We start from the raw sequence: 26,089 nt of genomic DNA, 5'->3' as shown, positions 1-26,089 counted from the left end.
TCGGCACAGAGCAAGACGAGACGGTCCGTCTTGACGCGGGCGGGGAGAGCCGATACCTTCACCACATCAACACGAGACGAACCGTCTCGTGTTACATATCCTCACCGACCGATCGGAGACCGCGCAATGCGCACCCCGGAAACCACCGCCCCCCGCACCTGGTTCATCACCGGCGCCGGCCGCGGCCTCGGCCGCGCGTTCGCCCTGGCCGCCCTGGAACGCGGCGACCGGGTGGCCGCCGCCGCCCGCACCGTCACCCGGCAGGACTTCCCCGGCCCGTACGGGGACCGCCTGCTCGTCCTGCCCCTGGACGTGACCGACCGCGCCGCCGTGTTCGCCGCCGTGGACACCGCCGCCGAGCACTTCGGCCGGCTCGACATCGTGGTCAACAACGCCGGGACCATGTCCTCGGGCATGATCGAGGAGTTCACCGAGGCCGAGGCCCGCGCCCAGCTCGACGTCAATCTCTTCGGCGCGATGTGGGTCTGCCAGGCCGCCCTGCCGCACCTGCGCGCCCAGCGATCCGGCCACATCGTGCAGGTCTCCAGCATCGCCGCGCTCGGCGGCTTCCCCAGCACCGGCATGTACAGCGCGAGCAAGTTCGCGCTGGAGGGCATGAGCGAGGCGCTGGCGATGGAGGCCGCGCCGTTCGGCGTCAAGCTCAGCATCGTCCAGCCCGGCGGCTACTGGACCGACCTCTACACCAGCATGACCATGACCACGCCCAAGGAGGAGTACGGTCCGTTGCGCGCAGAGCTGGAGAAGCAGTGGGCCGAGGGCTCGATCGACAGCGAGCCGCGCCTGGCCGCCGAGGCGCTGCTGAAGCTGGTCGGCAGCGACGACCCGCCGCTGCGGCTGCTGCTCGGCAGCATGGTGTACGACCTGGCCTTCGACATCTCGCGGCGGCGGATGGCGACCTGGGCCGCCTGGGAGCAGGTCAGCCGCGACGCCGAGCACGCCGTGCCCGCCCCGGGGACCGCCCGTTGACGCGCCCGCGGCCACGCACCCGGCACGGTCGCGATCAGGTGGCCTCGCCCAACTGCGCTTCCATCCGCTCCAGGCCGCCCCTGATGAGCCGGCCGTAGTCGTCGTCGCCGAGCCTGCCGATCTCGGCCCGGGCCTGCCGCACGTGCTCGCGGGCGCGGTCGAGATCGCCCAGCTTGCGATAGCACTCGCTGAGGTTGAGGTGCAGCGACGGATACAGGCCGGCCACCGAGAGCGCCACCCCGGCCTCCGCCAGGCGCTCGTCGGTGACCTGGCCGACGGCGGCGAGCGCCCGCAGGTCCCACACGAGCTCCTCGTGCACGTCGTCCTGCACGTCGGCCATGCCGTGGGCGAGGACGCAGATGTGCAGCGGATCGCCCTCCTCGCCGCCGATGTCATCCCAGATCTGGGCGAACAGGTCACGAGCGGCGTCGCGCTGACCTTGATGGTGATGTAACTCCACGGCCTCGCCGATCCGGAGGATGGTCGGGTCGGTGATCATCGGCAGCCCCTTCAGCGGCGCGGCGACAGGGGGGCCAGCCTACGCGCCTCAGGAGGCACTGGCGAAACACGGTGTGATGTACGACACTCTCTTCCTAGAACCCTGTTTTAGAACAGCGTTCTGCGCTCCCGTGCCGCCGTACCACCCCACGCGGGAGCACCTAGCGCGGAGGAGAAAGACATGGTGAAGGCCGTCGCCCGCGAACGTCGCCGACTCGGATCCCCACCACCCGGCGGCATCAGCGCGACCGATCCCAATCCCTTCGGATGGGGACCGTTCGTGGTGCTGTTCATCGTGGGAATGGTCGACCGCATCGAAGCCAACCTGATGTCCGGCGTGCTGCCCCTCATCCAGGAGGAATGGGGCTTCAGCGACACCGCGGCCGGATCCATCCCGACCGCGGCCGCGCTGGCCGCCGCCCTCGTCGCGCTGCCGGCCGGCTACCTCGCCGACCGGCACAGCCGCACGAAGATCATCGCCGTGGTGGTTCTCGTCTGGGCCCTCGCCACCCTGGGCTCCGGCCTGGCCGCCGGCTTCGCCTTCTTCTACTTCACCCGGGTGCTGCTCGCCGCCGCCGAGAACATCGACAACCCCGCCGTCGGCAGCCTGCTCGCCGACTACTACCCCGCCGCCACCCGCATGCAGGTGTACGGCTGGACGCGGATGACCACGTACCTGGGAGGCGTCGGCACGCTGCTCGGCGGCGTCATCGGCCAGGCGTTCGGCTGGCGGGCCGCGTTCCTGCTGATGGCGATCCCCGGAGCGCTGACCGCCATCCTCGTGTGGCGGCTGCGCGAGCCGCGGCGCGGCGAGATCGACAGGATCATGGCCGCCGCCGGGGCCCCCTCCGCGCCCGCGCCGCCGCCCGGCGCCCTGGAGCCGCCGCAGGCCGGTCCGCCCGAGGCCGACCCCGCCCCCACCCCCGGCGCGACCGTGAAGCGGCCCTTCTGGCCGCAGGTCCGGCAGGTCCTGGCCATCCGCACCCTGGTCCTCGTCTCCCTCGGCGTGATGATCCTGACCCTCGGCCTCGGCGGCGTCTACTTCTGGCTGCCCTCCCTCATGGTCCGCGCGTTCGGCATGGAGATCGCCGCCGCCGGCAGCCTCAGCGGCGGCATCACCATCGTGGGCGTACTGGCCGGGACCGTGATCGGCACCCACCTCGGCAAACGGCTGCACGGCCGGGTCCGGGGCGGCCGACTGCTCGTCGGCGGCACCGGCATCACCGTCGGCTCGGCCGTACTCGGCGCCGCCCTGATCATGGACTCGTCCGCGGCACTGGTGATCCTCGTCCTGCTGGCCGTCACGATCTCCTCCACCGCGATCCCCACGTGCACGGCGTGCATCGCCGACGTCGTGGCCGCCTCGTCGCGCGGCGTCGGCTTCGCCGTCCTGCAGGTCCTGCTGACGATCGGCGCCGCCTTCGGCCCGCTCATCGTGGGCATGACCTCGGACGCGACCGGCTCCCTCCTCGTCGCCATGTACGCCCTGATCGTGCCCATGATCCTGGGCGGGCTGGTGGTGCTGGCCTCCCGCGGCTCGTACGAACGGGAAGCCGCCCGCGTCCTCGAGGACGCCAGGAACTCCTGAACCAGGGCCTACGTCCCGGGGCTGACCAGCCCTGTCCGGTAGGCGATGACGACCAGCTGGGCGCGGTCGCGCGCGCCCAGCTTCGCCATCGCCCGGCTGACATGGGTGCGCGCGGTGGCCGGGCTGAGGAACAACGCGGCGCCGATCTCCTGGTTGCTCAGGCCCTGTCCCACCAGGGCCAGCACCTCGCGCTCGCGCTCGGTCAGCACCGCGAGCCGGTCCTCCGCGGTCCGGGCGGCGGTACGGCGCGCGGTGAACTGGCCGATGAGGCGCCGGGTGATCCGCGGCGCGAGCAGCGCTTCCCCGGCGGCGATCACCCGGATGGCGTGCAGCAGCTCGGCCGGTCCCGCGTCCTTGAGCAGGAAGCCGCTGGCGCCGGCTTGGAGGGCGTCGAAGACGTACTCGTCGGTGTCGTAGGTGGTGAGGATGAGGACGCGGACCTGCTCCAGCCCGCGCGTCCTGGCGATCTGGGCGGTGGCCTGGATCCCGTCCAGCCTGGGCATGCGGATGTCCATGAGGACGACGTCGGGGCGGGTGGCGCGGGCCCGTTCGACGGCCTCGGCGCCGTCGGTGGCCTCCCCCACCACCGTGATGCCGTCCTCCAGGTCGAGCAGGACCTTGAACCCGGATCGCACGAGAACCTCGTCGTCGGCGAGCAGCACCCTGATCGACGCGCTGTCCGGCGGCGGGGCGGTCGCGTTCACAGGCTCGGCCCGGTCGGGGCGAGGGGCAGCCGGGCCCTGACCTCGAACCCGCCGTCAGGGGTCGGCCCGGCGTCGAGTTCTCCGCCGAGCAGCCGGCAGCGCTCGCGCATGCCGGCGATCCCGTGGCCGGGCCCGGCCGGCCCTGGCGTCCCGGGGTGCCGGCCTGGAGCGGCGCGGCGGCCCTCGTCGGTCACGCGGATCTCCAAGGACTCGATCCCCGGGTCGAGCGCCACCGTCACCCGGGTCGGCCCGACGTGGCGGACCACGTTCGTGATCGACTCCTGGACGATCCGGTAGGCGGCGCCACCCACCGCGCTGGGCAGCGGCGTGCCGGGCGCGCTCTCCTCGACTTCGACGTCGAGCCCGGCCGCGCGCGCCTTGGCGGTCAGCTCGCCGATCTGCCCCAGCCCGGGGTACGGCACCCGCTCGCCGTCGTCATCGTCGTCGTCCCGGAGCACCCCGAGGATGGCCCGCATCTCCCGCAGCGCGCGGGAGCTGGTCTGCTCGATGGTGCGCAGCGCCTCGCGCGCCACTTCGGGCCGCTTGTCGAGCACGTGCGCGGTGACACCGGACTGGACGTTGATGATCGCGATGGCGTGCGCGACGGTGTCGTGGACCTCGCGGGCGATCCGGAGGCGTTCGGCGTCCACGCGCGCCCGCGCCTCCTCCTCGCGGGTGCGTTCGGCCAGCTCGGCGCGTTTCTGGGCGTCGGCCGCGATGACGTGCCTGGACCGTACGGACTCGCCCAGGGCCGCGCTCATGACCGACGCGCCGATCCGGAAGTACACCCAGCCGATCGCGGCGCTCGGCTCGATGTCGGCCGCGGCGACCAGCCAGACGGCGGCGAGCACCGAGATGCCCGCGCCGGCGATCATCAGCGACCGGCGCCCGTCGCCGTAGGCGGCGACGGTGTAGAGGGCGACGAAGAGCCCGAGCCAGCCGGGCCCGTCAGGGAAGCCGAGGGTGTAGTACACCACGCTGGCGAGCGCGGTGGTGAGGAACACCGGCACCGGCCAGCGGCGGCGTACGGCGACGGCCGCGCCGCTCACGATCAGCAGGACATATCCGAGGTTGCCGAGGTCGGTGAGGGGCCGCTGCACCACCTCGCCGGCATTGCGCACCATCGTGCCCTGGACCTGCATCACGGTGATGAAGAGCGCGAGCAGCACCTCCTGCGCCGGCATCGGCAGGCGCAACGACGCCACGCGGTGTTCCATGCCGCGATCCTACGGTTCGCGCGCTTTGAGCACCTCCGCCCGGACGCGCGACCGGCTACGACGACGGGCGTACCGAGGCGGGAGCCGGCTACGCGGAACTGCGTACACGCCGCCGTCCGCTGCCGGAGGCCGCCGACGCCTCGGCGGCGTGATGATCGATGCCGGCTCGCTCGTCACCCGACCGAAAGGATCTCGATGTCCGTCCTGTTGGTGCTCGCCGAACAAGCAGCCTCCCCCGTCTGTACGACGCCGACGGAATGCGCGGGTCAGGGCGTCGACACCTTCCTCGGAACCCCTGAACGCGTCTGGGCCAGCGTGGCCGCGCTGGTGGCGCTGGGCGGCGTGGTCATCGGCTGGCTGGCGCTGCGCTCAGCCCGCCGTGGCGGCGGGCGGAGGGGAGCCGTCGTGGCCCTGGTGGCGGGGGTGATCGGCGGGCTCAACGGCGCCGTGAAACTGGCCGTCGCCGACGGCGGTCTCGGCACCGGCAACGGCGTCTTCGGGGCGGCCCTGGCCCTGGCGCTCGGGCTGGCCGGTGCGGTCCTGGGCCGGCTGGCCCTGGTTCGCTCCCGCCGTGTCGAGCTGAGCGGCTGACTCCGCACGTCATCTTCCACCGAAAGGATCTTCGATGTCCGTCCAACACCTGCCGGCCACCGCCGCCACGCACGTTCTGGCCCAACCCGTCGACGCCTACGTCATGACCGCCGGGCGTCTCTGGTCCGTGGTGGGCATAGTGCTGGGCCTGGCCGGCGTCGTCATCGGCGCCCTGGCGGCCCGCTCCGCGACTCGCCCCCTCACCAGGAGAAGGGGGGCCATCGTGGCCCTGGCGGCGGGGCTGGCCGGCACGGTCATCGGCGCGCTGGTCGTGGCCGCCGCCGAGGGTGGTCCCGGCACCGGCTACGGAATCGTCGGAGGCTGGGTGTGCCTGGTGGTCGGGCCGGTCGCCATGATCCTCGGTGGGCTGGTGCTGGCCCGCTCCCGCCGTACTGCCTGAGCCTCGCACAATACATCAAACGAGTTTGATGTATTGTGCGAGGCATGGAGCTGTCCGGTCCGGCCGGCCCGCCGCCGTTCGTCCGGCTGGCCGCCCACGAGGTGCGCTGGCGGCTGCTGAGCGCGCTGGCGCACGGCGACCTGCGCGTACGTGAGCTCGTCGCCCTGCTCGGCGAGCCACAGAACCTGGTCTCCTACCACCTGCGGCTGCTGCGCTCGGCCGGGCTGGTCACCGCCTGCCGCAGCAGCTTCGACGGCCGCGACAGCTACTACCACCTGGACCTGGAGCGCTGCGCCGACGCGCTGGCCGCCACCGGCGCCGCCCTGCATCCCGCACTGCGGCTGTTCCCCGCCGAGGCGGCCGGCACTCCGGCGGGGACACCCTCGGTGCTGTTCCTGTGCACCGGCAACAGCGCCCGCTCACCCGTCGCCGAGGCCCTGCTGCGTCACCGCTCCGGCGGCCACGCCGAGGTGACCAGCGCCGGCAGCCACCCCAAAGCCCACCTGCACCCCCACGCCGTACGCGTGCTGCGCCTGCGGTACGACATCGACGTCGCCGACCAGCGCCCAAGGGGCCTGGACACGCTGACCGGCCGCCGTTTCGACTACGTGATCAGCCTGTGCGACAAGGTCCGGGAGGTCTGCCCCGACTTCGGCGGCCACCCGCGACGCCTGCACTGGAGCATCCCCGACCCGGCCGCCGACCAGGACGGCTACCCCGCCTTCGACCGCACCGCCGCCGAGATCGACACCCGCGTCCGGCACCTGCAACCCGTCCTCTTCCCCACCCCGCACCAGGAGGTCCGGCCATGACCACAGCCGACCAGGTCGCCAGCGTCCGCTACATCGTCGACGACGTACGGGCGGCCGTCGACTTCTACACCACCCACCTCGGCTTCACCGTCAACTTCGACGCCGCGCCCGCCTTCGCCGACGTGATACGCGGGCCGCTGAGACTGCTGCTGTCCGGCCCCACCAGCTCCGGCGCCCGCGCCACCCCCGCCGAGGACGCCGGCGCCGGCCGCAACCGCATCCACCTGATCGTGGACGACCTGGACGCCGAGGTAGGCCGGCTGCGCGAGGCGGGCCTGCCGTTCCGCAGCGACGTGGTCACCGGCCCCGGCGGGCGCCAGATCCTGCTCGCCGACCCCGCCGGCAACCTGGTCGAGCTGTTCCAGCCCGCCCCCACCCGCTAAGTTGTCGTGACCCGATCGCAGGGTCCGTGGAGACGGGAGGTCACCGTGACGGGCACGTCCGCCGGTCAGGGCCGGTTGGAGCGGCGCCTGGGCCTGACCGACGCCGTCGTCATCGGGCTGGGCTCCATGATCGGCGCCGGGGTCTTCGCCGCCTTCGCTCCGGCCGCGCGCGCGGCCGGGTCGGGGCTGCTGCTCGGACTGGGGCTCGCCGCTCTGGTCGCGTACTGCAACGCCACCTCCTCGGCCCGGCTGGCCGCCCGCTATCCCACCTCGGGCGGCACCTATGTGTATGGGCGCGAGCGCCTCGGCGACTTCTGGGGCTACCTGGCCGGATGGGGTTTCGTGGTCGGCAAGACCGCCTCGTGCGCGGCCATGGCGCTGACCGCGGGCTCCTACCTGTGGCCCGAGCACGCGCACGCGGTCGCGGTGGCCGTCGTGGTGGCGCTCACCGCGGTCAACTACGCGGGGATGCGCAAGACGGTCTGGCTGACCAGGGGGATCGTGGTCGTGGTGGTGGCCGTGCTGGCCGCGGTCGTGGTGGCCTGCCTGACCTCCGGCGCCGCCGACGCCGCCCGCCTGGGCGTGACCTCGCAGGCCACCGTCGGCGGGGTCCTGGAGGCGGCGGGTCTGCTGTTCTTCGCCTTCGCCGGCTATGCCCGCATCGCCACGCTGGGCGAGGAGGTCCGTGACCCGGCCAGGACCATTCCCCGGGCCATCCCGCTCGCGCTCGGCCTGACCCTCGTGGTCTACGTGGGGGTCGCGGTGGCGGTCCTCGCCGTGCTGGGCGGCACCCGCCTGGGCCTGGCGACCGCTCCGCTGGCCGAAGCCGTGCGCGCGGCCGGGCTGCCGGCCCTGGCGCCGGTGGTCGGCGTGGGCGCCGCGGTGGCCGCGACCGGTTCGCTGCTGGCGCTGATCCTGGGCGTCTCGCGTACCACGCTGGCCATGGCCCGCGACCGGCACCTGCCGCACGTGCTGGCCGCCGTCCACCCCCGCTTCAACGTCCCGCACCGGGCCGAGCTGGTCGTCGGCGCGGTCGTGGCGGTCCTGGCCGCCACGGCGGACCTGCGCGGCGCGATCGGCTTCTCCTCCTTCGGAGTGCTGGTCTACTACGCGATCGCCAACGCGAGCGCGTGGACCCTCACCCGCGCCGAGGGCCGCCCGGCACGGCCGATTCCCGCGCTCGGCCTGGCCGGCTGCCTGGTCCTGGCCTTCGCGCTGCCGCTCTCCTCGGTGATCGCCGGGGCCGCGGTGCTGGCCGCCGGCGCCGCCGCGTACGGTCTGCGCCGCGCGATCACCACGCTCTCGGCGTGACGCGGGCGGGCAGGGGGAAGCATTACCTGCTTTGCCGCGTCGGATCACCAGCCACCGGGCAGGCATCTGAGGCGACGCGGTCCGGCCGGCCCGGGTCGGACCGGAGGGGACGATGAGCGACGAAGCACGGGACGACCGCGCGACGACACCGGACATACGCCGCCGCAACGTGCTCGGCCTGCCCGTCGCCCTGGCCTGCGGCACGACGGCGCTGGCCGCGTGCGGGACGGCCAGGCAGGCCAGCGGCGATGCGACACCCACCCCCGGCACCCCCACGGCACAGGCCGAAGAGGTGCCGGTCACGCCGCCGGAAGACCTCATGCGCGAGCACGGGGTGCTCAAACGCGTCCTGTTGATCTACCGGGAGGGCATCCGGCGGATCGGCGCCGGCGAGCCGGTGCCCGCCCAGCCCCTGCACGCGGGGGCCGGCATCATCCGTACGTTCATCGAGGAGTACCACGAGGAGCTCGAAGAACGTCACGTCTTCCCGCCCCTGGTCAAGGCCGGCAAGCTGACCGACACCGTCCCCGTCCTGGTCCGGCAGCACGAGCGCGGACGCGTGCTGACCCGCCGCATCCTGAATGTCACCGCCAAACCCGTCCCCCAGGGGGCCCGCCGCGGCCTCGCCGCCGACATGGCCGCCTTCATCCGCATGTACGAACCCCACGAGGCGCGCGAGGACACCGTGGTCTTCCCCGCCATGCGCGAGGTCATCCCGCCCAAGAAGTTCATGGAGCTGGCCGAGCTCTTCGAGGACGAGGAGCACCGCCGTTTCGGCCAGGCAGGTTTCACCGGCATCGTCGGGCAGGTGGCCGACATCGAGAAGACGCTCGGCATCTATGACCTGAACCAGTTCACGCCCCGCGTGTGAGCCTGCCGCGCGGCCTAAACTCCCGGGCATGGCACCAAGACGCAGGCGCGACCCTGCGGAGTCACGCGCCGAGCTGCTGGCCGCGGCGGCGGAGCTGATCAGGCAGCGGGGCCCGGACAACGTGAGCCTGCGGCAGATCGCCGAGGCCGCCGGGGTCGCCCACGGGCTGGTGGCCCACTATTTCGGCAGTTATGCCGCCCTGGTCAGGGAGGTGCTGCGGGTCGAGAACGACCGCATCGAGGCGCGGGTGCGTGACCGTATCCGCGCCGAGGACGGCGTGCCGCTGGCGGCCGGGATCATGGACGTGGTGTTCGACACCCTGGCGGACGAACGCTACCTGCGCCTGTTCGTCTGGGCGGAGATGCACGCCGACTACCGGGGCGCCACGCGGCCGGAGCTGGTGGAGCTGGTCGACACGATGGAGGCCGGGATCAAGGAGGCGCTCGCGGGCCGGCCGGCGCCGAGCAGGGCGCGCATCGAGGCGGTGGTGCTGGTCGGGCTCTCGGCCGCGTACGGCTTCGCCATCGGCGGCCGGTCGTGGCTGGCGGGCCTGGGGCACGACCCCGACGACCCGGCGCACGCTGCGGAGTTCCGCGTCCAGCTCGCGCGGATGATGGGCGCTCACATGGTGGAGGAGTCCGGCGTGGAGGAGTCCGGCATGGAGGCGGCCGGCTAACTTGTTCTCCACTTGGAGAATAAGATGGTCCTGCACCGCTGATCCCGCAGACAGGACCGAGAGCATGGCCGAGCATCCCGACCTCATCCCCGACCGTCAGACCCGCCCCTCCGACGAGGAGCGTGAGCGGGCGGCCCGGCGGCTCCAGGACGCCGCCGCCGCGGGCCGGATCGAGCTGGCCGAGCTGGACCAGCGGCTGAGCGAGATCTACGGGGCCCGGACCCGGGGCGAGCTCGCCCACGCGGGCCGCGGCCTGCCCGAGCCGGCCCGGACGGACTCGCTGGTGGTGGCGGACGAGCCCGGCTCCCGTTTCGCCTTCAGCGTGTTCGGCTGGTTCAGCCGCAAGGGCCGCTGGGTCGCCCCGCGGGCGTTCACGTCGCTGTCGATGTTCGGCGGCGGCGAGATCGACCTGCGTGACGCCCGCTTCGCGAGCCGGGAGATCCGGGTGCGCGCCTTCGCCCTGTGGGGGTACACGGAGGTGGTCGTGCCCGACGACGTGGAGGTCGAGGTCAAGGGCTTCGGCCTGTTCGGCGCGTTCGACAGGAGCGCGGTCCGCAGCAGGCGGGGGGCGCCACGGGTCGTCGTCAGCGGCCTCGCCCTGTTCGGCGGCGTCGGCACGAAGGCCAAGCCGGCACCCGCGACGCCCGCCGGCTGAGGGAGACCCCAGCGGGTGGTGGCGGGCCCGCGCCGTCCATGCCACACTCACTGTTATAGAACTCTCTCCAGAGTTATAGAACGATGGGAGCATGGCATGCGGAATGTGCTGCCCTGGCGCGAGCCGGCCCCGGCGGCCGGGACGATGGGCGAGCCCCTGACACGGGGCCGGTTCGGCGCGTACGGCGGACGGTACGCCCCGGAGTCCCTGGTGGAGGCGTGCCGCCAGGTGGACGAGGCGTTCCGGGAGGCGTGGGCGGACCCGGGGTTCCGCGGCGCCTTGGCGCGGCTGCTCGCCGTGCACGCCGGGCGGCCGACCCCGCTCACGCCGGCCCGCCGGCTGTCGGAGGCGCTGGGCGTGGAGCTGTACCTCAAGCGCGAGGACCTCACCCACACCGGGTCCCACAAGATCAACAACGTGCTGGGCCAGGCCCTGCTGGCCACCCGGATGGGGCGGCGCAGGCTGATCGCCGAGACCGGGGCGGGCCAGCACGGCGTGGCCACCGCGACCGCCGCCGCGCTGCTCGGGCTGGAGGCCACGGTGTTCATGGGCGAGCGTGACATCGAGCGGCAGGCGCTGAACGTCTTCCGCATGCGCATGCTCGGCGCCGAGGTCGTCCCGGTGACCACGGGCAGCCGCACGCTCAAGGACGCCACCAGCGAGGCCATGCGGCACTGGGTGGGCGCGACCGGCGACTCCCATTACTGCATCGGCTCGGTCGTCGGGCCGGATCCGTACCCGTGGCTGGTCAGGGAGTTCCAGCGGGTCATCGGCGACGAGGCCCGCGCGCAGTGCGCCGCCGAGCTGCCGGCCGGCGTGCCGGACCACGTGGTCGCGTGCGTCGGCGGCGGCTCCAACGCCGCCGGCACGTTCGCCGGGTTCGCCGACACCCCCGCGCGGCTGGTCGGCGTCGAGGCCGAGGGCGGCGCGGGGGCGGCCCGCGGCCGGCTCGGCGTCCTGCACGGCTCCCGCTCGCTGTTCCTGCAGGACGACGACGGGCAGATCGTCGAGGCGCACTCCGTGGCCGCCGGGCTCGACTACCCCGGCGTCGGCCCGGAGCACGCCCACCTGCGCGACCTCGGCCGGGCCCGCTACGTGACGGTGACCGACGACGAGGCCATCGCCGCGGCGGTACGCCTGGCGCGCACCGAGGGCATCCTCCCCGCGCTCGAATCGGCGCACGCCCTCGCCTGGGTGATCCGCGCGGCGGGCGACGGCGAGCTGGCCGCCGGATCGACGGTGCTGATGACGTTGTCCGGCCGGGGCGACAAGGACGTCTCGACGCTGAAGGAGCTCCTGTGACGAACGCCCTGACCGCGGGCGCGGTCGAACGCCACCTGCGTGCCCGCCGCGACACCGGCCGCGGGCTGCTCATGCCGTACGTCACCGCCGGGATCACGCCCGGCTGGACCGACTACCTGCGGGCGTTCGCCGCCGCCGGGGCGGACGCGATCGAGGTCGGCCTGCCCTTCTCCGACCCCACGCTGGACGGCGTGACCATCCAGCAGGCCAGCCAGGCGGCGCTCGACCGGGGGGCGAGCACCCGCCGGATCCTCACCGACCTGTCCGGGCTGCCGGACCTGGGCGTGCCACTCGTCGTCAGCACCTACTACAACCTGGTGCTGCACGACGGGCCCCGGGCCTTCTGCGAGGCGCTGGGCCGGGCCGGCGTCGCCGGCCTGATCGTGCCCGACCTGCCGGTGCACGAGGCGGACGAGCTGACGGACGTCGCCGCCGAAGCCGGGATCGAGCCGGCCCTGCTCGCCTCGCCGTCCACGCCCCAGGAGCGGCTGGCGGAGATCGCCCGCCACAGCCGCGGATTCGTGTACGCGGTGTCGGTGATGGGCACCACCGGTGAGCGGGCCGCGCTCGCCGCCTCGGCGGCCGAACTCACCGAACGGATCAGGCGCGTCACCGACCTGCCGGTCTTGCTAGGATTCGGCATCTCCACCCCGGACCAGGCACGCGAAGCCCGCCGGCACGCCGACGGCGTCGTGGTCGGCGCCGCGGTCATGCGGCGGGTGCTCGACGGCGCCGGACCGGACGAGCTGAGGTCCTTCCTCATGACCCTGCGGCAAGCCCTCGACCAGGAGTGTGACCGACCACGATGACCCCCGACGCCGGGCACGAGGCGAGATACCGCGCCATCGCCGCCGACCTCGCCGCGAAGATCCGGTCGGGACAGTACGCCCCCGGGGAGGCGCTGCCGCCGCAACGGGAGCTGAGCGCCTCCTACGGGGTGACCCTCATGACGCTGCGCCACGCGCTGCGCGAGCTCAGCGACGAGCGGCTGATCGTCCAGCGGCCCGGCAAGGGCACCTTCGTCGCCCCGCCCCACCTGGCCTACCAGCTCGACTCGCTCCGCAGCCTGGTCGACGACCTGCGCAAGCAGGGCCATGACGTGCGCACCGAGGTGATCGGGCGGGCGGTGCGCCGGGCCCCCGCCGGGGTCGCCGCCGAGCTGCGGCTGCCTCCGGGCGACAGCGCCCTGCGGCTGGAGCGGGTCCGCGAGTTCGCCGGGCGTCCCGCCGTGCACCAGGTGTCCTGGATACGCCGGCCGGTGGCCGACCGGATCCGCGACCGCGACTTCGCCGCCGTCTCCCTCTACACGGCCCTCGCCGACGCGGGGGTGGCGGTCGCCCGGGCGTCCGAGGTGGTCCGGCCAGGGCTGCTCGACGCGGCCGCCGCCCGCCACCTGCACGAGCCGCCGGGCAGCCCGGTGCTGGTCAGCACGCGGATCACGTACGCGCTCGACGCCACCCCCGTGGTGTCCGACCACGCCACCATCCTCGGCAGCATGATGGAGATCCGCACCGAACGCGCCGCCACCGGCCTCTCCCTCACCTGGGGCGCCACGAGCTGAACAACCGCGCGACGAGCTCACCACGGCTGGAGATCCCCGCCTTACCGGAGACGGCCTTTGAGGTGACCGCGAACGGTGTGGGGCGAGACGAACAGGTCCGCGGCGATCTCGGCGGTCGACAGGCCCCGTGCCACGAGCCGGGCGACCTCGAACTCCCTTGGCGTCAGCCCGCGCCTGCAAGGGCACGCCGTCGATCCCGCCGGACGAGCGAAGCGGGCGCCCGTGCCTTCAGCGGCCTGCTGGGCACTTGCTCTGGGCATACCGCGTATGCATACTGAGTATTCATGTCGATCAGGCACGGGCTGCTCGCTCTGCTCAGCACGGGGTCCCGCCACGGCTACCAGCTGCGGGTCGAGTTCGAGGCGTCCACAGGGGCGACCTGGCCGCTCAACATCGGCCAGGTCTACACGACGCTGTCCCGGCTGGAGCGTGACGGCCTCGTCGAGCCGGGCGAGTCGGACGAGCAGGGCCGGGTGGCCTACACGATCACCGCCGCCGGCCGGGAGGAGCTGGCGCGCTGGTTCGGCACGCCCGTCGTCCAGTCCGACCGGCCGCGGGACGAGCTGGTCATCAAGCTGGCCATGGCCGTCGCCGCCGGCCGGGCGGACGTCGCCGAGGTCATCCACAAGCAGCGGACGGCGACCATGCGCGCCCTCCAGCGGCTCACCACGGCCAAACGCGCGGCCACGGACGGCGCGGCCCAGCGGCTCGTGATCGACTCCATGATCTTCCAGGCCGAGGCCGAGCAACGGTGGCTGGACCACTGCGAGGCCGTTCTGAAGGAGGAGAGTTGACGTACGTACGACTGGCCGGGGTGACCAGGGTCCACGGCGAGGGTGCGACGGCCGTGCACGCTCTCAAAGGCGTGAGCCTCGAGCTCGACGTGGGCGAGCTGGTCGCGGTCATGGGCCCGTCCGGGTCCGGCAAGTCGACCCTGCTCAACCTCGCGGGCGGGCTCGACCGGCCCACCTCAGGGACGGTGCACATCGGCGAGCAGGATCTGGCGGGCGTACGCGATCTGGCGGCGCTGCGCCGGCGCAGCGTCGGCTACGTCTTCCAGGACCTCAACCTGATCACGTCACTGACGGCGGCGGAGAACGTGATGCTGCCGCGCGAGCTCGACGGCGTACGGTCGGGCCGGGCCAGGCAGGAGGCCATGGCCGTGCTGGCGGAGGTCGACAGCGCGGACCTGGCCGACCGTTTCCCCGAGGAGCTGTCCGGCGGGCAGCGTCAGCGGATCGCGATCGCCCGCGCCCTGGTCGGCGAGCGGCGCCTGCTGCTGGCCGACGAGCCGACCGGGGCGCTCGACACGCGCACCGGCGACGAGATCCTGCGGATATTACGCGCCCGCTGCGACGCGGGCGCGGCGGTCCTGCTGGTCACCCACGAGCCGCGCTACGCCGCCTGGGCCGACCGGGTGGTGTTCCTGCGCGACGGGATGATCGCCGACACCACGGACACGCCCCTGGCGAGCGCCCGATGAGCGCCCTGCTGGCCGCGCTGCGCATCTCCCGCCGCAGCGCGTGGCGCTCCCGGGGGCGCAGCGCGCTCATCATGGTGATGATCGGCCTGCCGGTGCTGGTGATCACGGCGCTGTTCACCCTCGTCGAGACCATGGCCGTCTCCTCCCGTGAAGGGCTGACGGCCGAGTTCGGCGCGGCCGACGCCCGCATCATGCAGGCGCCCCCGGGCACGGAGCTCCACCAGGAGCCGACCGGGACGAGCTGGAGCACGGGCGGCGACGGAACGCCCGCCGCCCGGCTCGGCCCGTCCGAGGTGGCGGCCCGGCTCGGGCCCGGCACCCGGCTGGTCCCCTTCACCGTCGGCGTGCTCCAGCCAGGGGCCGAGCGGATCGAGGCGCTGCGGATCGACCTGCACGACCCCCTCACCAAGGGGATGCTGACGCTGGCCGAGGGCAGGCTGCCCGCGGCCGGAGAGGTCGCCGCGACCCCCGAGTCCGGCCTGCGGCCCGGCGACGTCCTGCGGCCGGCCGGCGCGGCCCCGCTGACCGTGGTGGGCGTGGTGGAGCACCCGCACCAGCCCGCGCTCCGGCAGGTCGTGGGCCCGGACGTCTCGCCCGCGCAGACGGAGGAGTTGTGGTCGCCGCACGACTACGGCTCCGGCTGGCTGGCCGACACCCCGAAACCGGTGACCTGGAAGGAAGTCCCCGCGCTGAACGCGGCCGGCCTGTACGTCACCTCCCCCGCCATGATCTCGGACTCACGCACTCCGCTCCGTCCCGGCCCCATGAACGCCGCGGGGACGGCCGGGCTCGGCGTCATGGTGATCATGGTGGTGCTGGAGACCGTGCTGCTGGCCGGGCCCGCCTTCGCGGTCGGGCTCAGGAGACGGCGGCGGGAGCTCGCCGAGATCGCGGCGCAGGGCGGCTCCGCCGCGCACCTGCGGACGATCGTGCTGGCCGACGGGCTGGTCCTCGGCGGTGCGGCCACGTTCGTGGCGACGGCGCTGGGCATCGGGGCCGGCGCGCTCGGCGCCCCGGTCCTGGCGCGCTGGACGGCGGCGACGGTCGGCCCGGTGGACGTCCCGTGGGCGGCGGTGCTGGCCGTGGCCGCGCTGGGCCTGGTCTCCGGGATCACGGCGGCGCTGGTGCCCGCCGTCCAGGCGGCCCGGCAGGACACCGCGAGCGTGCTGGCCGACCGCCCGGCCGCCGCCGCCGACGGGCCGGGACGGCCCCTGGCCGGGGTCGTTCTGGTGCTGGCCGGGCTGGGGGCGACCGTGGTGGCGCGCCGCCAGTCGGAATCGGTGTGGGTGTGGGCCGCCGCGGTGCTGATCATGATCGGGCTGCTGGTGCTGACCCCCTGGCTGGTCCGCTTCACCGGACGGGCGGCCACGCGGCTGCGGCTGCCGCTGCGGGTGGCCGTCCGCGACGCGGTCCGCCACCGCTCCCGTACGGCGAGCGCCGTCGCGGCCGTCATGGCGGTCACGGCCACGGCCGTCGCCATGGGCATCGGCGCGCAGAGCGAGTACAAGGACCGGCGCGACGCCTACACCTCGGCGCGCCCGACCGGCACGCTCGCGATCTGGGGCGGCACCATGAGCGACGCCACCTGGGGCAAACTCCGCGCCGAGGCCGCCCGGCTGCTGCCCGGGGTGCCGCTGGCCCCCGGCTACCAGGCGCAGGACGCCCAGGGCCACCGCTACGCGCTGCGGTACACCGTGAAGTGGAACGGCATCCGTACCCGTCGCACGGCGGCCATCGGTGACCGGGCCCTGCTCCGGCTCCTCCAGGGACGGGACGACCCGCGGGCGGCCGAGGCGCTGGCGAGCGGCAAGGCCGTGGTGTTCGACCCGGCCGCGGTGCGCGACGGCAAGCTGGCGCTGCGGGCCGGCTCCACGTCCGGCCCCCCGCGCAGGCTCGACGTGCCGGCGGTGGTCGCCGTACCGGCCGACGAGCACCAGGGCGGCGCCCTGCTGCCGCGCGCCCTCGTCGAGCAGGCGGGGTTCGCCACGGCGGAGCGGCAGCTCTACGCGATGCACCGGCTCCCGGTCGGCTCCACGCTGGGACACGATCTGTCCAAGGCGACCGGCCGGGTCACGGTCGCCTCCGAGGAGGGCTACCGCAACCTGCCCACTCCCGCCTTGTGGGGCTGGCTCGTGGGCGCCGTCGTCCTCGCCGTAGGCGGCACGCTGGCCGCCACCGGCCTGGCGGCGGCCGACATGCGGCCCGAGCGGGCGACCATGCTGGCCGTCGGCGCGCCGCCGGCGACGTTGCGGCTGGTGGTGGCCGGTCAGGCGCTCTACGTCGCCGGGCTCGGCGCGCTGATGGGGCTGGCCGCGGGTGCGGTGACGGGCGTGGCGCTGAGCCGGCCGATGACGACGCACGGCGCCGGGGATCCCGCCACGATCGCCGTGCCGTGGCCGTTCGTGCTCGCCGTGGTGGCGGGGCCGCCCGTCCTGGCGACGGCGGCGGCGCTGCTCACCAGGACCAGGCTGCCCCTAGCCCGCCGGCTCCAGTGACCCGGCCCCCGCACCGCTCCCGGGCAGGAGCGCGCGCAGGCCGGCCGTGTCGATGACGTGGGCCAGCCGCGGGAGGACGCCGGTCATGAGGGTCCGGTGGACGTGCGGGTCCGGGTCGGCGACGCCGTCGGAGAGGACGTAGAGCCGGTAGTCGCGGTCGGCGGCGTCGGTGACCGTGGACAGCACGACGCCGCTGGTGGTGACGCCCGCGATGACCAGGGTGGTGATGCCGCGCTCGCGCAGCCGCCGGTCCAGGTCGGTCGTGGACAGGGCGCCGACGCGGGTCTTGCGCACGGTGAGGTCGCCGGGCTCGGGAGCGAGCAGGTGGTGGACGGCCGTGGCCGGATCGGCGTGGTGCAGGAGGCGCTGCCGGCCGAGGACGGAGAAGGTCGCGTTGTCGGGCGGGATCGCCGCCCAGTCGGCTTCGGTGAATCCGAGTCGTACGTAGGCGATGGTGGCGCCGTGCGCGCGCAGGTCGGCGATGGCGGCGGCCACCCGTGACAGCGGCCCGTCCGGGTCGGGGAGCGCGGCCAGGGTCGCCTGCTGGTAGTCCAGGACGAGCAGGGCGGTGGTGCGGGGGTTCAGCGGCGGGACGGTCATCGTCTGTCTCCTTGAGTGGTGTCAGGCGCGGCCGGAGGCCGGCTCCGGGTGGGGCGAGGGTGCGGCGGCGCGCCGAGGGAGCAGCAGCGGGGTCGCCAGCAGGACCACGCCGGCCAGGGCGATGGCCGTACGCGGGCCGAGCAGCCCGCCGAGCACGCCCCAGACGGCGGTCAGGAGGGCGGTCGAGGCCCGGGTCGTCACCGTCCAGGCCGACAGCGTGCGGGTGACCACGCCGGACGGGGTGCGTTCGAGACGGCAGGTGGCCTGCACGGGGTTGAAGACCCCGCAGCAGAAGATGAGCCCGAGCTCGACGCCCATGACCAGCAGCAGTCCCCCGGTGCCCGGCCCCACGAAGGCGAGGCCGACGGGCCAGAGCGCGCGCCCCGCGCCGGCCGCGACCAGCACCCGGTGCTGCCCGTACCGGGCGACGAGCGGCCGGGCCAGCCGCGCGCCGACCAGCCCGCCGATCGCGGGCGCGGCGAAGGCGAGGCCGTACTGCCATGGCGCGAACCCGAGCTCGCCCAGCATCAGGACCGCGAGCAGCGCGTCGATGGCCATCACCAGGCCGTTGAACAGGGCGGTGTTGAGGAACAACGGCCGCAGCGTGGCGTCGGCGAGGATGTGCCGCCAGCCGTCGAGCAGGTCGGCGGCCCGCAGGCGCGCGGCCGGCCGGGGCTCGGGGCTGGACTCCCGGCCGCCGATCGCGCGGATGCCGAGGGCCGAGAGCAGGTAGCTGACCGCGTCGGCCAGCACCGTCGCCACCGGGCCGAACAGCCCGATCGCCGCGCCGCCGAGCGGCGGCCCGACGATCGTGGTCGTCCAGGCCGTGGACTCCAAGCGGGCGTTGGCGACGAGCAGGTCCCCGGCCGGCAGCAGCGTCTTCAGGTACGCGCCGGACGCGGCACGGAAGGTGATGTCGGCCGCCGCGGCCACGACCGAGACCAGCAGGAGCTGGGCGAAGGTGAGGACGCCGAGCACGTACGCGGCCGGGATCGTCGCCAGCGCCGCGAACCGCAGCAGGTCCGCCCCGATCAGCACCGGCCGCTTGTGCCGGAACTCCACCCACGGCCCGAGCGGCACCGCCACCGCCGCGCCCACGGCCGCCCCGACGGCCGACAGCGCGGCGACCTCCGCCGGCCCCGAGTGCAGCACCTGGACGGCGATCAGCGGGAACGCGCCGAAGGCCAGCCAGGTGCCGAGGGCGCTGGTCCCGTACGCTGCCCAGAGCCACCCGAACTCCCGCCCCAGCCGATGCCCGTCCCCCATGCCCGCCGCTCCTCGCCGCTCGCCCGCCACAACCGATTCGTGATCGATGAGCATCAAAGCGTGCGACGGAGCAGGTGATCAAACAACCCGAAGCGGCTCAGCCACAACCAACGGTTGTGGCAGTAGGGTGTCCGCGTGGATCTCGACACCGTACGGACCTTCGTCGCCGCCGCCGACGCGGGCCAGTTCCAGGAGGCCGCCGCCGAGCTGGCGGTCACCCAGCAGGCCGTCTCCAAGCGCGTCGCCGCGCTGGAGCGCGACCTCGGCGTGCGGCTGTTCACCCGGACCCCGCGCGGCGCCGCGCTCACCATCGACGGGCAGGCGTTCCTGCCCCACGCCCGCGAGCTGCTGCGGGTCGCCGAGCGCGCGGTCGCGTCCGTGCGGACCGGCAGCCGGCCGCTGCGCGTCGACGTGATCGCCTCGCGCGGCGCCGCGTCAGGGCTGATGCGCGCCTTCCACCGGGCCCACCCCGGCATCGAGCTCGGCGTGGTGATGCTGCACGACATCGAGGCGGCCGTCGCCGCCCTCCGGTCCGGCGCGATCGACGCGTCCTTCCGCGCCGTCAACGCGCCCGGCCGGCCGCTCCCGGACGACCTCGCGTCCGTACGGGTGCTCGACGAGCCGCTCCAGCTCCTCACCGGCCCCGCGCACGCGCTGGCGCCGGCCCGGTCGGTGACGCTGTCCCAGCTCGCCGGGCACCGGATCTGGATGCCCGGCCTCGACCCCGGCACCGAGTGGGCCGCCTACTACGACGACCTCGTCGCCGAGTTCGGCCTCGCCATCGAGGCGACCGGCCCCAACTTCGGCTCCGACGCGCTGCTCGACACCATCGCCGACACCCCGGCGCTGGCCACGTTCATGGGCGGGCACACCCGGCTCGTCTGGCCCGCCGGTCACGGGCTGCGCCGCATCCCGGTGACCGACCCCGTGCCGGTCTACCCGCACTCGCTGCTGTGGCACCGCGACAACCCCCACCCCGCGCTGGCCACCCTCCTCGACCACCTGGCCGCCGCGGCGGAGCACGGCGCCGCGGGGACCTGGGTGCCGGAGTGGGCCGCGACGGCTCAGCCGATGACCTCCACGTAGCCGTCGGTGCCGTTGACGCGGATCCGCTGCCCGTCCCGGATGAGCCCCGTCGCCCGCTCGACGCCGACGACGGCCGGCAGGCCGTACTCCCGGGCGATCACCGCCCCGTGCGTCATGGGGCCGCCCACCTCCGTCACCAGCCCGGCGGCGGCGACGAACAGCGGGGTCCAGCTCGGGTCGGTGTAGGCGGTCACCAGGATGTCGCCCGCCTCCAGGTCGGCCCGCGCCATGTCCGTGACCACCCTGGCCCGGCCCTCGACGGTCCCGGCCGAGGCCGGGAGGCCGGGCAGCGCGCCCGGCGGGACGTCCTCCCGCCGGTAGCGGCCGGTGACGACCTCGCCGTCCGAGGTGAGGACCCGGGGCGGGGTGAGCGTCTCGTACGACCGGAACGCCGCCCGCCGCTCCGCGACGAGCCCGGCGTCCGCGTGACCGGTCCGCGCCACCTCCCGCAGCTCCTCGAAGCGGAGGAAGAAGACGTCGTCCCGCTCGCGCAGGACGCCGGAGCGGACGAGACGGTCGGCCTCGCGCAGCAACGCCTGCTTGTACGCGAAGTAGCGGCTGATCATGCCGTACTTGGGATATTCGCGGTAGCCGGTGAAGGCGCGGACCCGGTCGATCATCCGCTTGGTCTCCTCGGCCTTCCGCTCCCCGTCGGGCAGGTCGCGCAGCCGCGTCAGCACGTCCTCCTCCTTGCGCCGCGACTCCTGCAGACCCTGCTCGAAGTGCCGCCGGCCGGCGCCCGGCTCGAAGTTCCTGACGTTGCCGAGGATGGTGGGCACGAGCATGGCGGGGTTCTCGCTCCAGCGCGTCCTGGTGATGTCGATCTCGCCGGCGCAGCGCATGCCGTACTCGTCGAGGAAACCCTCGATGGCGGCCCGCGCCTCGCGCCCGCCGGGCAGCCCGGCCAGCTCGTCCAGGAAGGCCGGGCCCTCGCGGCCTTCGTCGGCGACGCGGCGCAGGTGCGCCACGACCTCGGCGTGCGGCCGGACGGCGTCGGCGACGTCGAGGAGCGCCAGCCCCATCTCGGAGGTGACGTTGTTCGGGACCGACTGGGTGAGCACGTCGGCGGCGTTCTTCTCCCCCAGCCACGTCTCCAGGTGGTCGTTGAGCCACCAGGACGCCTCCATGCCCGCCATGATCGCCTGGTAGCTGCGCGGGCTGAACAGGCCGCGCCGCAGCTCCGCGAGGTCGGCCAGGATGAAGTCCAGCAGCTCCGGCCCGGACAGCGTGCCGATCGTGCGCCGCAGGGCGGCGACGGACTCCTGGTCGGCCCGGATCAGCTCGGCGACGACGGCCGGATCGGGCTCAGTGGGGGCGGGTGGGACGGGCGGCGCGGCGGCGGCCGGGTCGTCCGGCCGCGAGGGGATGAAGTCGCGATCGAGGATGGTCCGCAGGGCGTCCTGCATCCACGGGTCGGACTTGCCGATGGTCGCGAAGAGGCCCTCCCGGCCCCGGGGCGTCGCCAGCTGTGCGGCCACGTCGACGAACAGCCGGCCGCCGGCCTCGTACATCGGCCGTGGCGTCGTGAGCTGCCACACCGACAGCCCCAGCGGCTTCATCGCGTCGGTCATCATCTGCTGGTGACCGACCGAGATGTAGACGTGGTTCTCCTCGTCGCCGGTCTCCGGGACGGGGAACAGGGTGGTGATCGGCCGGCTCTGCACGAGGTGGAAACCGTCGCCGGTCAGGCACCACTCGATGTCCTGGGGGCGGCCGAAGTGCGCCTCGATCCGCCGGCCCAGCCGGGCCAGGGCCACGACCTGGGTGTCCGTCAGGACCGGCCGCGCCTCGGTGGCGAGCGTCGTGGCGCGGACCTGGTCGTCGCGCACCGCGTAGACGTCGCCGGTGACCAGGCCGGAGACGAGCGCCTCGCCGAGCCCCTGGACGGCCTGGACCGTGGCGACCTTCCGGTTGGAGGTGACGGGATCCGCGGTGAACAGGACCCCGGCCGCGTCCGGGTGCACCATCCGCTGGACGACCACGGCCATCAGCACCTTGCGGTCGTCGAAGCCGTTGCGCCGCCGGTAGGTGACCGCCCGCTCGGTGAACAGCGACGCCCAGCACCGCCGGACGTGCCGGACGATCTCCGTCAGGCCCACGACGTCGAGGTAGGAGTCCTGCTGCCCGGCGAAGGACGCGCCCGGCAGGTCCTCGGCCGTGGCGCTGGACCGCACCGCGTACGCCGCCTGCGGCCCGAGCCCGTCGAGCGCGTCACCGATCGCCGCCACGAGCTCGTCGGGCACGGTGACGTCCTCGATGAGGCGGCGGATCTCGGCGCTCAGCGCGCCGATCGCCTCGCGGTCGTCCGGATCCACGCGGGACAGCCGGTCGAGCCGGGCGCCGAACGACGGCGCAGCCCCCACCACCCGGCGGAAGGCGTCGGTCGTGACGCAGAAGCCGTCCGGCACGCGGACGCCGTCGATCCGCGAGAGCTCGCCGAGGCCCACCCCCTTGCCGCCGACGTCCGCGAGGTCGGTCGAGTCGATCTGCGCGAAACCCAGCACGTAACCCAATTCGGTTGCTCCATCGTTCGTCGGGTCGGTACGCAACGCGCAAGTATGGAGCACTTTTTTGCTTCTCATGAGGGGCGATCATCTGCTATAGAGTGAAAAGGGAAGGGTCACGCTCCTGGCCGGATCAATCCGCTCTCGTAGGCCAGGATGACCAGCTGGACCCGGTCGCGCACGTCCAGCTTGGCGATGGCCCTGGTGATGTGCGTCTTGGCGGTGAGCGGGCTGATGGAGAGACGCTCGGCGATCTCGTTGTTGGAGAGTCCGAGCGCCACGAGCCTGACCGTCTCCAGTTCCCTGGTGGTGAGGGCGGCCAGCCGCTGCCCGGCGCTGGGCGTGAGGTCCTGCCGGTGGGCGAACTGCTCGATGACGCGCCGGGTCACGCCCGGCGACAGGAGCGCGTCTCCGCCGGCGACGGCGGCGACCGCCCGGCGCAGGTCGGCGGGTTCGACCTCTTTGGTGAGGAAGCCGCTGGCTCCGGCCCGCAGGGCGGCGAAGACGTGTTCGTCGGTGTCGAACGTGGTGAGGATGATCACGCGACAGCCCGGAGCGGCCGGATCGGCGACGATGCGGCGGGTCGCGATGATCCCGTCGGTGCCCGGCATGCGGATGTCCATGAGGATGACGTCGGGGCGGGTGCTCGCGGCCAGCCGTACGGCTTCGTCGCCGTCCTGGGCTTCGCCGACGACCGTGATGTCCCGTGAGCGGGCCAGCAGGCTGCGGAAGCCGGCCCGTACGAGTGCCTGGTCGTCGGCGAGGAGCACCTTGATCGTCATGCCGTCGAGCCTGCCACAGGGATGTCGGCCCGCACGGCGAAGCCACCGCCGGGGACGGGTCCTGCGGTGAGCGCGCCCCCGAGTGCGCTCACCCGCTCGCGCATGCCGGCCAGACCGTGGCCTTCGGTGACGCCGTCGGGGACGCCGCGGCCGTCGTCGACGATCTCGACGGTGATCGAGCGAGGCCGGTAGCCGATCGTCACCTCGGCCTTGCGCGCCCCCGCGTGCTTTAGCGTGTTGGCGAGGGACTCCTGTACGACGCGGTAGATGGCGATGGCCGTGATGGCGGGGACGGCCGCGCGGTCGCCCTGCTCGTGGAGGGTCACCTCAAGTCCGGCGGTGCGGGCGTCGGCGATGAGGGTGTCCAAGGAGGCCAGATCCGCCTGAGGTGTGGTGTCGCCGGGGATGTCACGCAAGATCGCGATGAGGGAGCGCAGGTCGGTCATCGCCCGGTTCCTGACGTCCTTCGCCACGCGCAGCGCGGCGGCGGCCGCTGCCGGGTCCTCCTCCAGGGCGTCGGCGGCGACGTTGAGCTGCACCCCGACGACGGCCAGTGTGTGGGCGATGACGTCGTGCACCTCGTGCGAGACGCGCAGCCGTTCCTCGGCGGCGTGCGCCCGGCTGTCGGTCTCGCGCAGCCGCCCGCGCCAGCGCGCCGCGGCGGCGTAGGTGAGGCCCGCGCCGATGAGGATCGCCAGGAGCAGTCCCTCCCCCGCGACGTGGAACACGTAGCGGACCGGGTTGAACTCCAGGATCCCGCGGGCGTCGATCGCCGAGTAGACCAGCTGGGCCAGGCCGATGGCGGACACCCAGCGCACGCGTGATGTGGTGGCGGCGGTGAAGTAGGCGACCGCGGCCGGCCAGATCCAACCGGCGGGAGACCAATGCACGGTCAGGTGATAGACGAAGATCCCGCCGATCGACAGCAGCAGCACGGTCATCGGCCAGCGGCGTCTGAACAGCAGGAGCCCGCCGAGAAGCAGCCCGAGGGGGATCGGGCCGCGCCAGGGGCTGTGCACCCCGGTGGCGAGTGCCACGGTGACGAAGAAGACCAGGGTGAGGACGGCGAGCGTGATGTCGGTGATGCGGGCAAGGTGCCGGACGGGCGCGGGTTCGCGTCGCGGGGACGGCTCGGCCATGCGGAGGCTCTTTCTCGACGAGGGGTGACAGGTCCGGATCAGACGTGGGTGACCAGGAGGGTCACGCCTGCCTCGCCGCCGCAGTCGACGAAAACGGGACCGACGCCGTTGCCGATGCTGGGCGCGAGGGTCGCCTTGGCCACGAATCCCTTCGGATCGTCCCTGATGATGCGGACGTTCCGCAGCACCGGGTGCTTCCTGTCGAGCCCGGCGAGCACCGCCTTGAGCCCTTCGCCGCCGCCGCAGTGACCGGTGATCGTCACCTCCTGGCCGCGCCGGGTGGTGGGATTCGGGCTGACCCGCACCACCGCCCTGGCGCCCTTCGGCGGCTTCGGCGCGGCCGTCGCGGCGGGGCCGGCCGTGCCGGCCTGGGCACCGGCCGGCCCGCCGGCCGATGCCAGCAGACCGGCCGTCAAGCTCAGCCCGGCGATCGCGGTCATCATTCTCTTGTTCATGGTGACTTCTCCAGTTCTCATCCGGTTGTCCCGACGAGAAACGCTAGGGCGGGCCCCAGCGGGAGCGCGTCGTCCATCGACCGTCACTTCACCTTGCACCGTTCGCTGTACGCCTTGCACCGAAGGGTGTAGGCATCAGGCACCGGATCCTGGCCGGGTGCCGCCCGCCGCTGGGCGGAGATGGCCGTGCAGGAACGCGCGGACGCCGGATGTGACGGTCCTGGTGATCTGGGCGTCGGTGGGCGTGGCGCCCCGGAAGGACGGATCGTCGACGGAGATCAGCAGCAGGAGGTGGACGGCGGCTCTGTCGGGGTCCTCCACGTGCAGGAGTCCCTGCTCGCTCCAGCGTCGCAGATACGCGGCCAGTTGCCGGCGGACCCGGAGCGGCCCGGTCTCCTGCCAGGCGTCGATCGCGGCCCGGGGGATGTGGCCGGCTTCGGCGTTGATCTGCCGGACCAGGGCGAAGTGCTCGGCGTCCCCGCCATCGGCGGGGGTGATGAGCTCGCGGCCGAAGTCGATGAGATCGGCCTCCAAGTCGGTGACCTTGCGCAGGTGGCGGTCGATGACGGCGATCTGGGCGTCGGCCGCCCGGGTCGCGCTGTCCTGGATGACGGCCTGGAACAGCTCGGCCTTGTCGGTGAAGTGGTTGTAGATGGTGCGCGTGGAAACCCCGGCCGCGCGGGCGATCGTGTCGATGCCGGCACGGGTGTAGCCGTCGCGGGC

General features: G+C 73.6%; 28 protein-coding genes. 17 read left to right on the top strand and 11 right to left on the bottom strand.

Features of this window, described 5'->3' with window-relative positions:
• Positions 1 to 126: 126 nt before the first annotated feature.
• Positions 127 to 987, top strand: coding sequence for an SDR family oxidoreductase (locus BMW85_RS47640; protein ID WP_091094384.1), 861 nt, complete (start codon positions 127 to 129; stop codon positions 985 to 987).
• 34 nt (positions 988 to 1,021) lie between these two features.
• On the opposite strand, the gene BMW85_RS47635 is transcribed toward BMW85_RS47640, so the two are convergent.
• Entirely contained in the window at positions 1,022 to 1,486 is a 465-nt protein-coding gene (locus BMW85_RS47635; RefSeq protein WP_091094383.1) for a hypothetical protein, read from the bottom strand.
• Positions 1,487 to 1,666: 180 nt separating this feature from the next.
• Here BMW85_RS47635 and BMW85_RS47630 point away from each other — a divergent pair, with 180 nt between their 5' ends.
• A complete protein-coding gene (locus tag BMW85_RS47630) occupies positions 1,667 to 3,073 on the top strand; it encodes an MFS transporter (protein WP_091094382.1) in 1,407 nt (468 codons plus the stop codon).
• Between the two features lie 8 nt (positions 3,074 to 3,081).
• Here the strand turns inward: BMW85_RS47630 and BMW85_RS47625 are convergent, their stop codons facing one another.
• Positions 3,082 to 3,777 carry a response regulator transcription factor gene (locus tag BMW85_RS47625; RefSeq protein ID WP_091094381.1) on the bottom strand — a complete coding sequence of 232 codons (696 nt, stop codon included), beginning with the start codon at positions 3,775 to 3,777 and terminating at the stop codon, positions 3,082 to 3,084.
• The gene (locus tag BMW85_RS47620; RefSeq protein WP_091094380.1) at positions 3,774 to 4,994 is read right to left on the bottom strand and encodes a sensor histidine kinase; all 1,221 of its coding nucleotides are present in this window, start codon (positions 4,992 to 4,994) and stop codon (positions 3,774 to 3,776) included. The genes BMW85_RS47625 and BMW85_RS47620 overlap by 4 nt, the downstream gene beginning before the upstream one ends.
• A 195-nt stretch (positions 4,995 to 5,189) precedes the next feature.
• On the opposite strand from BMW85_RS47620, the gene BMW85_RS47615 reads away from it, so the two are divergent.
• The 11 genes from BMW85_RS47615 (at position 5,190) to BMW85_RS47565 (ending at position 13,556) form a co-directional block, all read left to right on the top strand.
• On the top strand, positions 5,190 to 5,585 hold the full coding sequence (locus BMW85_RS47615) for a DUF6223 family protein (protein ID WP_091094379.1): 396 nt from the start codon (positions 5,190 to 5,192) through the stop codon (positions 5,583 to 5,585).
• A gap of 34 nt (positions 5,586 to 5,619) precedes the next feature.
• The gene (locus BMW85_RS47610; protein WP_091094378.1) at positions 5,620 to 5,985 is read left to right on the top strand and encodes a DUF6223 family protein; all 366 of its coding nucleotides are present in this window, start codon (positions 5,620 to 5,622) and stop codon (positions 5,983 to 5,985) included.
• A 44-nt stretch (positions 5,986 to 6,029) separates the two neighbouring features.
• Positions 6,030 to 6,797, top strand: coding sequence for a metalloregulator ArsR/SmtB family transcription factor (locus BMW85_RS47605; RefSeq protein ID WP_091094377.1), 768 nt, complete (start codon positions 6,030 to 6,032; stop codon positions 6,795 to 6,797).
• Positions 6,794 to 7,180 (top strand): VOC family protein, encoded by a 387-nt coding sequence (locus BMW85_RS47600; protein WP_091094376.1) that lies wholly within the window; start codon positions 6,794 to 6,796, stop codon positions 7,178 to 7,180. Before BMW85_RS47605 ends, BMW85_RS47600 begins: the two co-directional genes overlap by 4 nt.
• A gap of 45 nt (positions 7,181 to 7,225) precedes the next feature.
• Positions 7,226 to 8,491 carry an APC family permease gene (locus BMW85_RS47595; protein ID WP_091094375.1) on the top strand — a complete coding sequence of 422 codons (1,266 nt, stop codon included), beginning with the start codon at positions 7,226 to 7,228 and terminating at the stop codon, positions 8,489 to 8,491.
• Positions 8,492 to 8,603: 112 nt separating this feature from the next.
• Positions 8,604 to 9,362 carry a hemerythrin domain-containing protein gene (locus BMW85_RS47590; RefSeq protein ID WP_091094374.1) on the top strand — a complete coding sequence of 253 codons (759 nt, stop codon included), beginning with the start codon at positions 8,604 to 8,606 and terminating at the stop codon, positions 9,360 to 9,362.
• A gap of 28 nt (positions 9,363 to 9,390) precedes the next feature.
• Positions 9,391 to 10,038, top strand: a complete 648-nt coding sequence (locus BMW85_RS47585) for a TetR/AcrR family transcriptional regulator (RefSeq protein ID WP_245775495.1) — start codon at positions 9,391 to 9,393, stop codon at positions 10,036 to 10,038.
• A 64-nt stretch (positions 10,039 to 10,102) separates the two neighbouring features.
• Positions 10,103 to 10,693, top strand: a complete 591-nt coding sequence (locus BMW85_RS47580) for a DUF1707 SHOCT-like domain-containing protein (protein ID WP_091094373.1) — start codon at positions 10,103 to 10,105, stop codon at positions 10,691 to 10,693.
• A gap of 96 nt (positions 10,694 to 10,789) precedes the next feature.
• Entirely contained in the window at positions 10,790 to 11,995 is a 1,206-nt protein-coding gene (gene trpB, locus BMW85_RS47575; RefSeq protein ID WP_218156267.1) for a tryptophan synthase subunit beta, read from the top strand.
• The gene (gene trpA / locus BMW85_RS47570; protein WP_091094372.1) at positions 11,992 to 12,804 is read left to right on the top strand and encodes a tryptophan synthase subunit alpha; all 813 of its coding nucleotides are present in this window, start codon (positions 11,992 to 11,994) and stop codon (positions 12,802 to 12,804) included. The genes trpB and trpA overlap by 4 nt, the downstream gene beginning before the upstream one ends.
• A complete protein-coding gene (locus BMW85_RS47565) occupies positions 12,801 to 13,556 on the top strand; it encodes a GntR family transcriptional regulator (protein ID WP_091094371.1) in 756 nt (251 codons plus the stop codon). The genes trpA and BMW85_RS47565 overlap by 4 nt, the downstream gene beginning before the upstream one ends.
• Before the next feature lie 41 nt (positions 13,557 to 13,597).
• Here BMW85_RS47565 and BMW85_RS47560 read toward each other — a convergent pair whose 3' ends face one another.
• Positions 13,598 to 13,816 (bottom strand): response regulator transcription factor, encoded by a 219-nt coding sequence (locus tag BMW85_RS47560; RefSeq protein WP_091094370.1) that lies wholly within the window; start codon positions 13,814 to 13,816, stop codon positions 13,598 to 13,600.
• Positions 13,817 to 13,840: 24 nt separating this feature from the next.
• Between BMW85_RS47560 and BMW85_RS47555 the strand changes: the two genes are divergently transcribed.
• From BMW85_RS47555 to BMW85_RS47545, 3 genes are read left to right on the top strand one after another with little or no spacing between them, the layout of a single operon-like run.
• Complete coding sequence (locus BMW85_RS47555; protein ID WP_091094369.1) at positions 13,841 to 14,350, top strand: PadR family transcriptional regulator; 510 nt, start codon at positions 13,841 to 13,843, stop codon at positions 14,348 to 14,350.
• Positions 14,347 to 15,039: an ABC transporter ATP-binding protein gene (locus tag BMW85_RS47550; RefSeq protein ID WP_091094368.1), complete on the top strand. Its 693-nt coding sequence runs from the start codon at positions 14,347 to 14,349 to the stop codon at positions 15,037 to 15,039. The genes BMW85_RS47555 and BMW85_RS47550 overlap by 4 nt, the downstream gene beginning before the upstream one ends.
• Positions 15,036 to 17,534, top strand: a complete 2,499-nt coding sequence (locus BMW85_RS47545; RefSeq protein ID WP_091094367.1) for an ABC transporter permease — start codon at positions 15,036 to 15,038, stop codon at positions 17,532 to 17,534. The genes BMW85_RS47550 and BMW85_RS47545 overlap by 4 nt, the downstream gene beginning before the upstream one ends.
• Here the strand turns inward: BMW85_RS47545 and BMW85_RS47540 are convergent.
• Together BMW85_RS47540 and BMW85_RS47535 are read right to left on the bottom strand one after the other, a co-directional pair.
• Positions 17,514 to 18,134, bottom strand: a complete 621-nt coding sequence (locus BMW85_RS47540) for a cysteine hydrolase family protein (RefSeq protein ID WP_091094366.1) — start codon at positions 18,132 to 18,134, stop codon at positions 17,514 to 17,516. The two genes, BMW85_RS47545 and BMW85_RS47540, sit on opposite strands and share 21 nt — an antisense overlap.
• A 21-nt stretch (positions 18,135 to 18,155) precedes the next feature.
• Positions 18,156 to 19,400, bottom strand: coding sequence for an MFS transporter (locus tag BMW85_RS47535; protein ID WP_091094365.1), 1,245 nt, complete (start codon positions 19,398 to 19,400; stop codon positions 18,156 to 18,158).
• A gap of 135 nt (positions 19,401 to 19,535) precedes the next feature.
• Here BMW85_RS47535 and BMW85_RS47530 point away from each other — a divergent pair, with 135 nt between their 5' ends.
• Positions 19,536 to 20,486 (top strand): LysR family transcriptional regulator, encoded by a 951-nt coding sequence (locus BMW85_RS47530; RefSeq protein ID WP_091094364.1) that lies wholly within the window; start codon positions 19,536 to 19,538, stop codon positions 20,484 to 20,486.
• Here BMW85_RS47530 and rph read toward each other — a convergent pair.
• The 5 genes from rph to BMW85_RS47505 form a co-directional block, all read right to left on the bottom strand.
• Positions 20,465 to 22,990, bottom strand: coding sequence for a rifamycin-inactivating phosphotransferase (rph, locus tag BMW85_RS47525; RefSeq protein WP_245775497.1), 2,526 nt, complete (start codon positions 22,988 to 22,990; stop codon positions 20,465 to 20,467). The two genes, BMW85_RS47530 and rph, sit on opposite strands and share 22 nt — an antisense overlap.
• Before the next feature lie 116 nt (positions 22,991 to 23,106).
• Positions 23,107 to 23,772 carry a response regulator transcription factor gene (locus BMW85_RS47520; protein WP_091094362.1) on the bottom strand — a complete coding sequence of 222 codons (666 nt, stop codon included), beginning with the start codon at positions 23,770 to 23,772 and terminating at the stop codon, positions 23,107 to 23,109.
• A complete protein-coding gene (locus BMW85_RS47515) occupies positions 23,769 to 24,911 on the bottom strand; it encodes a sensor histidine kinase (protein ID WP_091094361.1) in 1,143 nt (380 codons plus the stop codon). Before BMW85_RS47515 ends, BMW85_RS47520 begins: the two co-directional genes overlap by 4 nt.
• A 38-nt stretch (positions 24,912 to 24,949) precedes the next feature.
• Positions 24,950 to 25,366 carry a hypothetical protein gene (locus BMW85_RS47510; protein ID WP_091094360.1) on the bottom strand — a complete coding sequence of 139 codons (417 nt, stop codon included), beginning with the start codon at positions 25,364 to 25,366 and terminating at the stop codon, positions 24,950 to 24,952.
• 135 nt (positions 25,367 to 25,501) lie between these two features.
• A partial coding sequence (locus tag BMW85_RS47505; protein WP_143082675.1) for a TetR/AcrR family transcriptional regulator occupies positions 25,502 to 26,089 on the bottom strand: 588 nt, incomplete at its 5' end.

It is taken from the genome of Nonomuraea wenchangensis (assembly GCF_900111685.1).
GTDB classification, from domain to species: domain Bacteria; phylum Actinomycetota; class Actinomycetes; order Streptosporangiales; family Streptosporangiaceae; genus Nonomuraea; species Nonomuraea wenchangensis.
This window is presented reverse-complemented; position numbering and strand designations above follow the sequence as displayed.

What these genes read in the sequence shown, in the direction of transcription:
- BMW85_RS47535 (WP_091094365.1), bottom strand. Translation starts at nt 19,400, where the DNA reads ATGGGGGACGGGCATCGGCTGGGGCGGGAGTTCGGGTGGCTCTGGGCA.
- BMW85_RS47635 (WP_091094383.1), bottom strand. Translation starts at nt 1,486, where the DNA reads ATGATCACCGACCCGACCATCCTCCGGATCGGCGAGGCCGTGGAGTTA.
- BMW85_RS47515 (WP_091094361.1), bottom strand. Translation starts at nt 24,911, where the DNA reads ATGGCCGAGCCGTCCCCGCGACGCGAACCCGCGCCCGTCCGGCACCTT.
- BMW85_RS47640 (WP_091094384.1), top strand. Translation starts at nt 127, where the DNA reads ATGCGCACCCCGGAAACCACCGCCCCCCGCACCTGGTTCATCACCGGC.
- BMW85_RS47585 (WP_245775495.1), top strand. Translation starts at nt 9,391, where the DNA reads ATGGCACCAAGACGCAGGCGCGACCCTGCGGAGTCACGCGCCGAGCTG.
- BMW85_RS47610 (WP_091094378.1), top strand. Translation starts at nt 5,620, where the DNA reads ATGTCCGTCCAACACCTGCCGGCCACCGCCGCCACGCACGTTCTGGCC.
- BMW85_RS47630 (WP_091094382.1), top strand. Translation starts at nt 1,667, where the DNA reads ATGGTGAAGGCCGTCGCCCGCGAACGTCGCCGACTCGGATCCCCACCA.
- BMW85_RS47565 (WP_091094371.1), top strand. Translation starts at nt 12,801, where the DNA reads ATGACCCCCGACGCCGGGCACGAGGCGAGATACCGCGCCATCGCCGCC.
- BMW85_RS47590 (WP_091094374.1), top strand. Translation starts at nt 8,604, where the DNA reads ATGAGCGACGAAGCACGGGACGACCGCGCGACGACACCGGACATACGC.
- BMW85_RS47545 (WP_091094367.1), top strand. Translation starts at nt 15,036, where the DNA reads ATGAGCGCCCTGCTGGCCGCGCTGCGCATCTCCCGCCGCAGCGCGTGG.
- BMW85_RS47540 (WP_091094366.1), bottom strand. Translation starts at nt 18,134, where the DNA reads ATGACCGTCCCGCCGCTGAACCCCCGCACCACCGCCCTGCTCGTCCTG.
- BMW85_RS47510 (WP_091094360.1), bottom strand. Translation starts at nt 25,366, where the DNA reads ATGAACAAGAGAATGATGACCGCGATCGCCGGGCTGAGCTTGACGGCC.
- BMW85_RS47600 (WP_091094376.1), top strand. Translation starts at nt 6,794, where the DNA reads ATGACCACAGCCGACCAGGTCGCCAGCGTCCGCTACATCGTCGACGAC.
- BMW85_RS47520 (WP_091094362.1), bottom strand. Translation starts at nt 23,772, where the DNA reads ATGACGATCAAGGTGCTCCTCGCCGACGACCAGGCACTCGTACGGGCC.
- BMW85_RS47560 (WP_091094370.1), bottom strand. Translation starts at nt 13,816, where the DNA reads ATGCCCAGAGCAAGTGCCCAGCAGGCCGCTGAAGGCACGGGCGCCCGC.
- BMW85_RS47615 (WP_091094379.1), top strand. Translation starts at nt 5,190, where the DNA reads ATGTCCGTCCTGTTGGTGCTCGCCGAACAAGCAGCCTCCCCCGTCTGT.
- BMW85_RS47580 (WP_091094373.1), top strand. Translation starts at nt 10,103, where the DNA reads ATGGCCGAGCATCCCGACCTCATCCCCGACCGTCAGACCCGCCCCTCC.
- BMW85_RS47620 (WP_091094380.1), bottom strand. Translation starts at nt 4,994, where the DNA reads ATGGAACACCGCGTGGCGTCGTTGCGCCTGCCGATGCCGGCGCAGGAG.
- trpB (WP_218156267.1), top strand. Translation starts at nt 10,790, where the DNA reads ATGCGGAATGTGCTGCCCTGGCGCGAGCCGGCCCCGGCGGCCGGGACG.
- BMW85_RS47605 (WP_091094377.1), top strand. Translation starts at nt 6,030, where the DNA reads ATGGAGCTGTCCGGTCCGGCCGGCCCGCCGCCGTTCGTCCGGCTGGCC.
- BMW85_RS47555 (WP_091094369.1), top strand. Translation starts at nt 13,841, where the DNA reads ATGTCGATCAGGCACGGGCTGCTCGCTCTGCTCAGCACGGGGTCCCGC.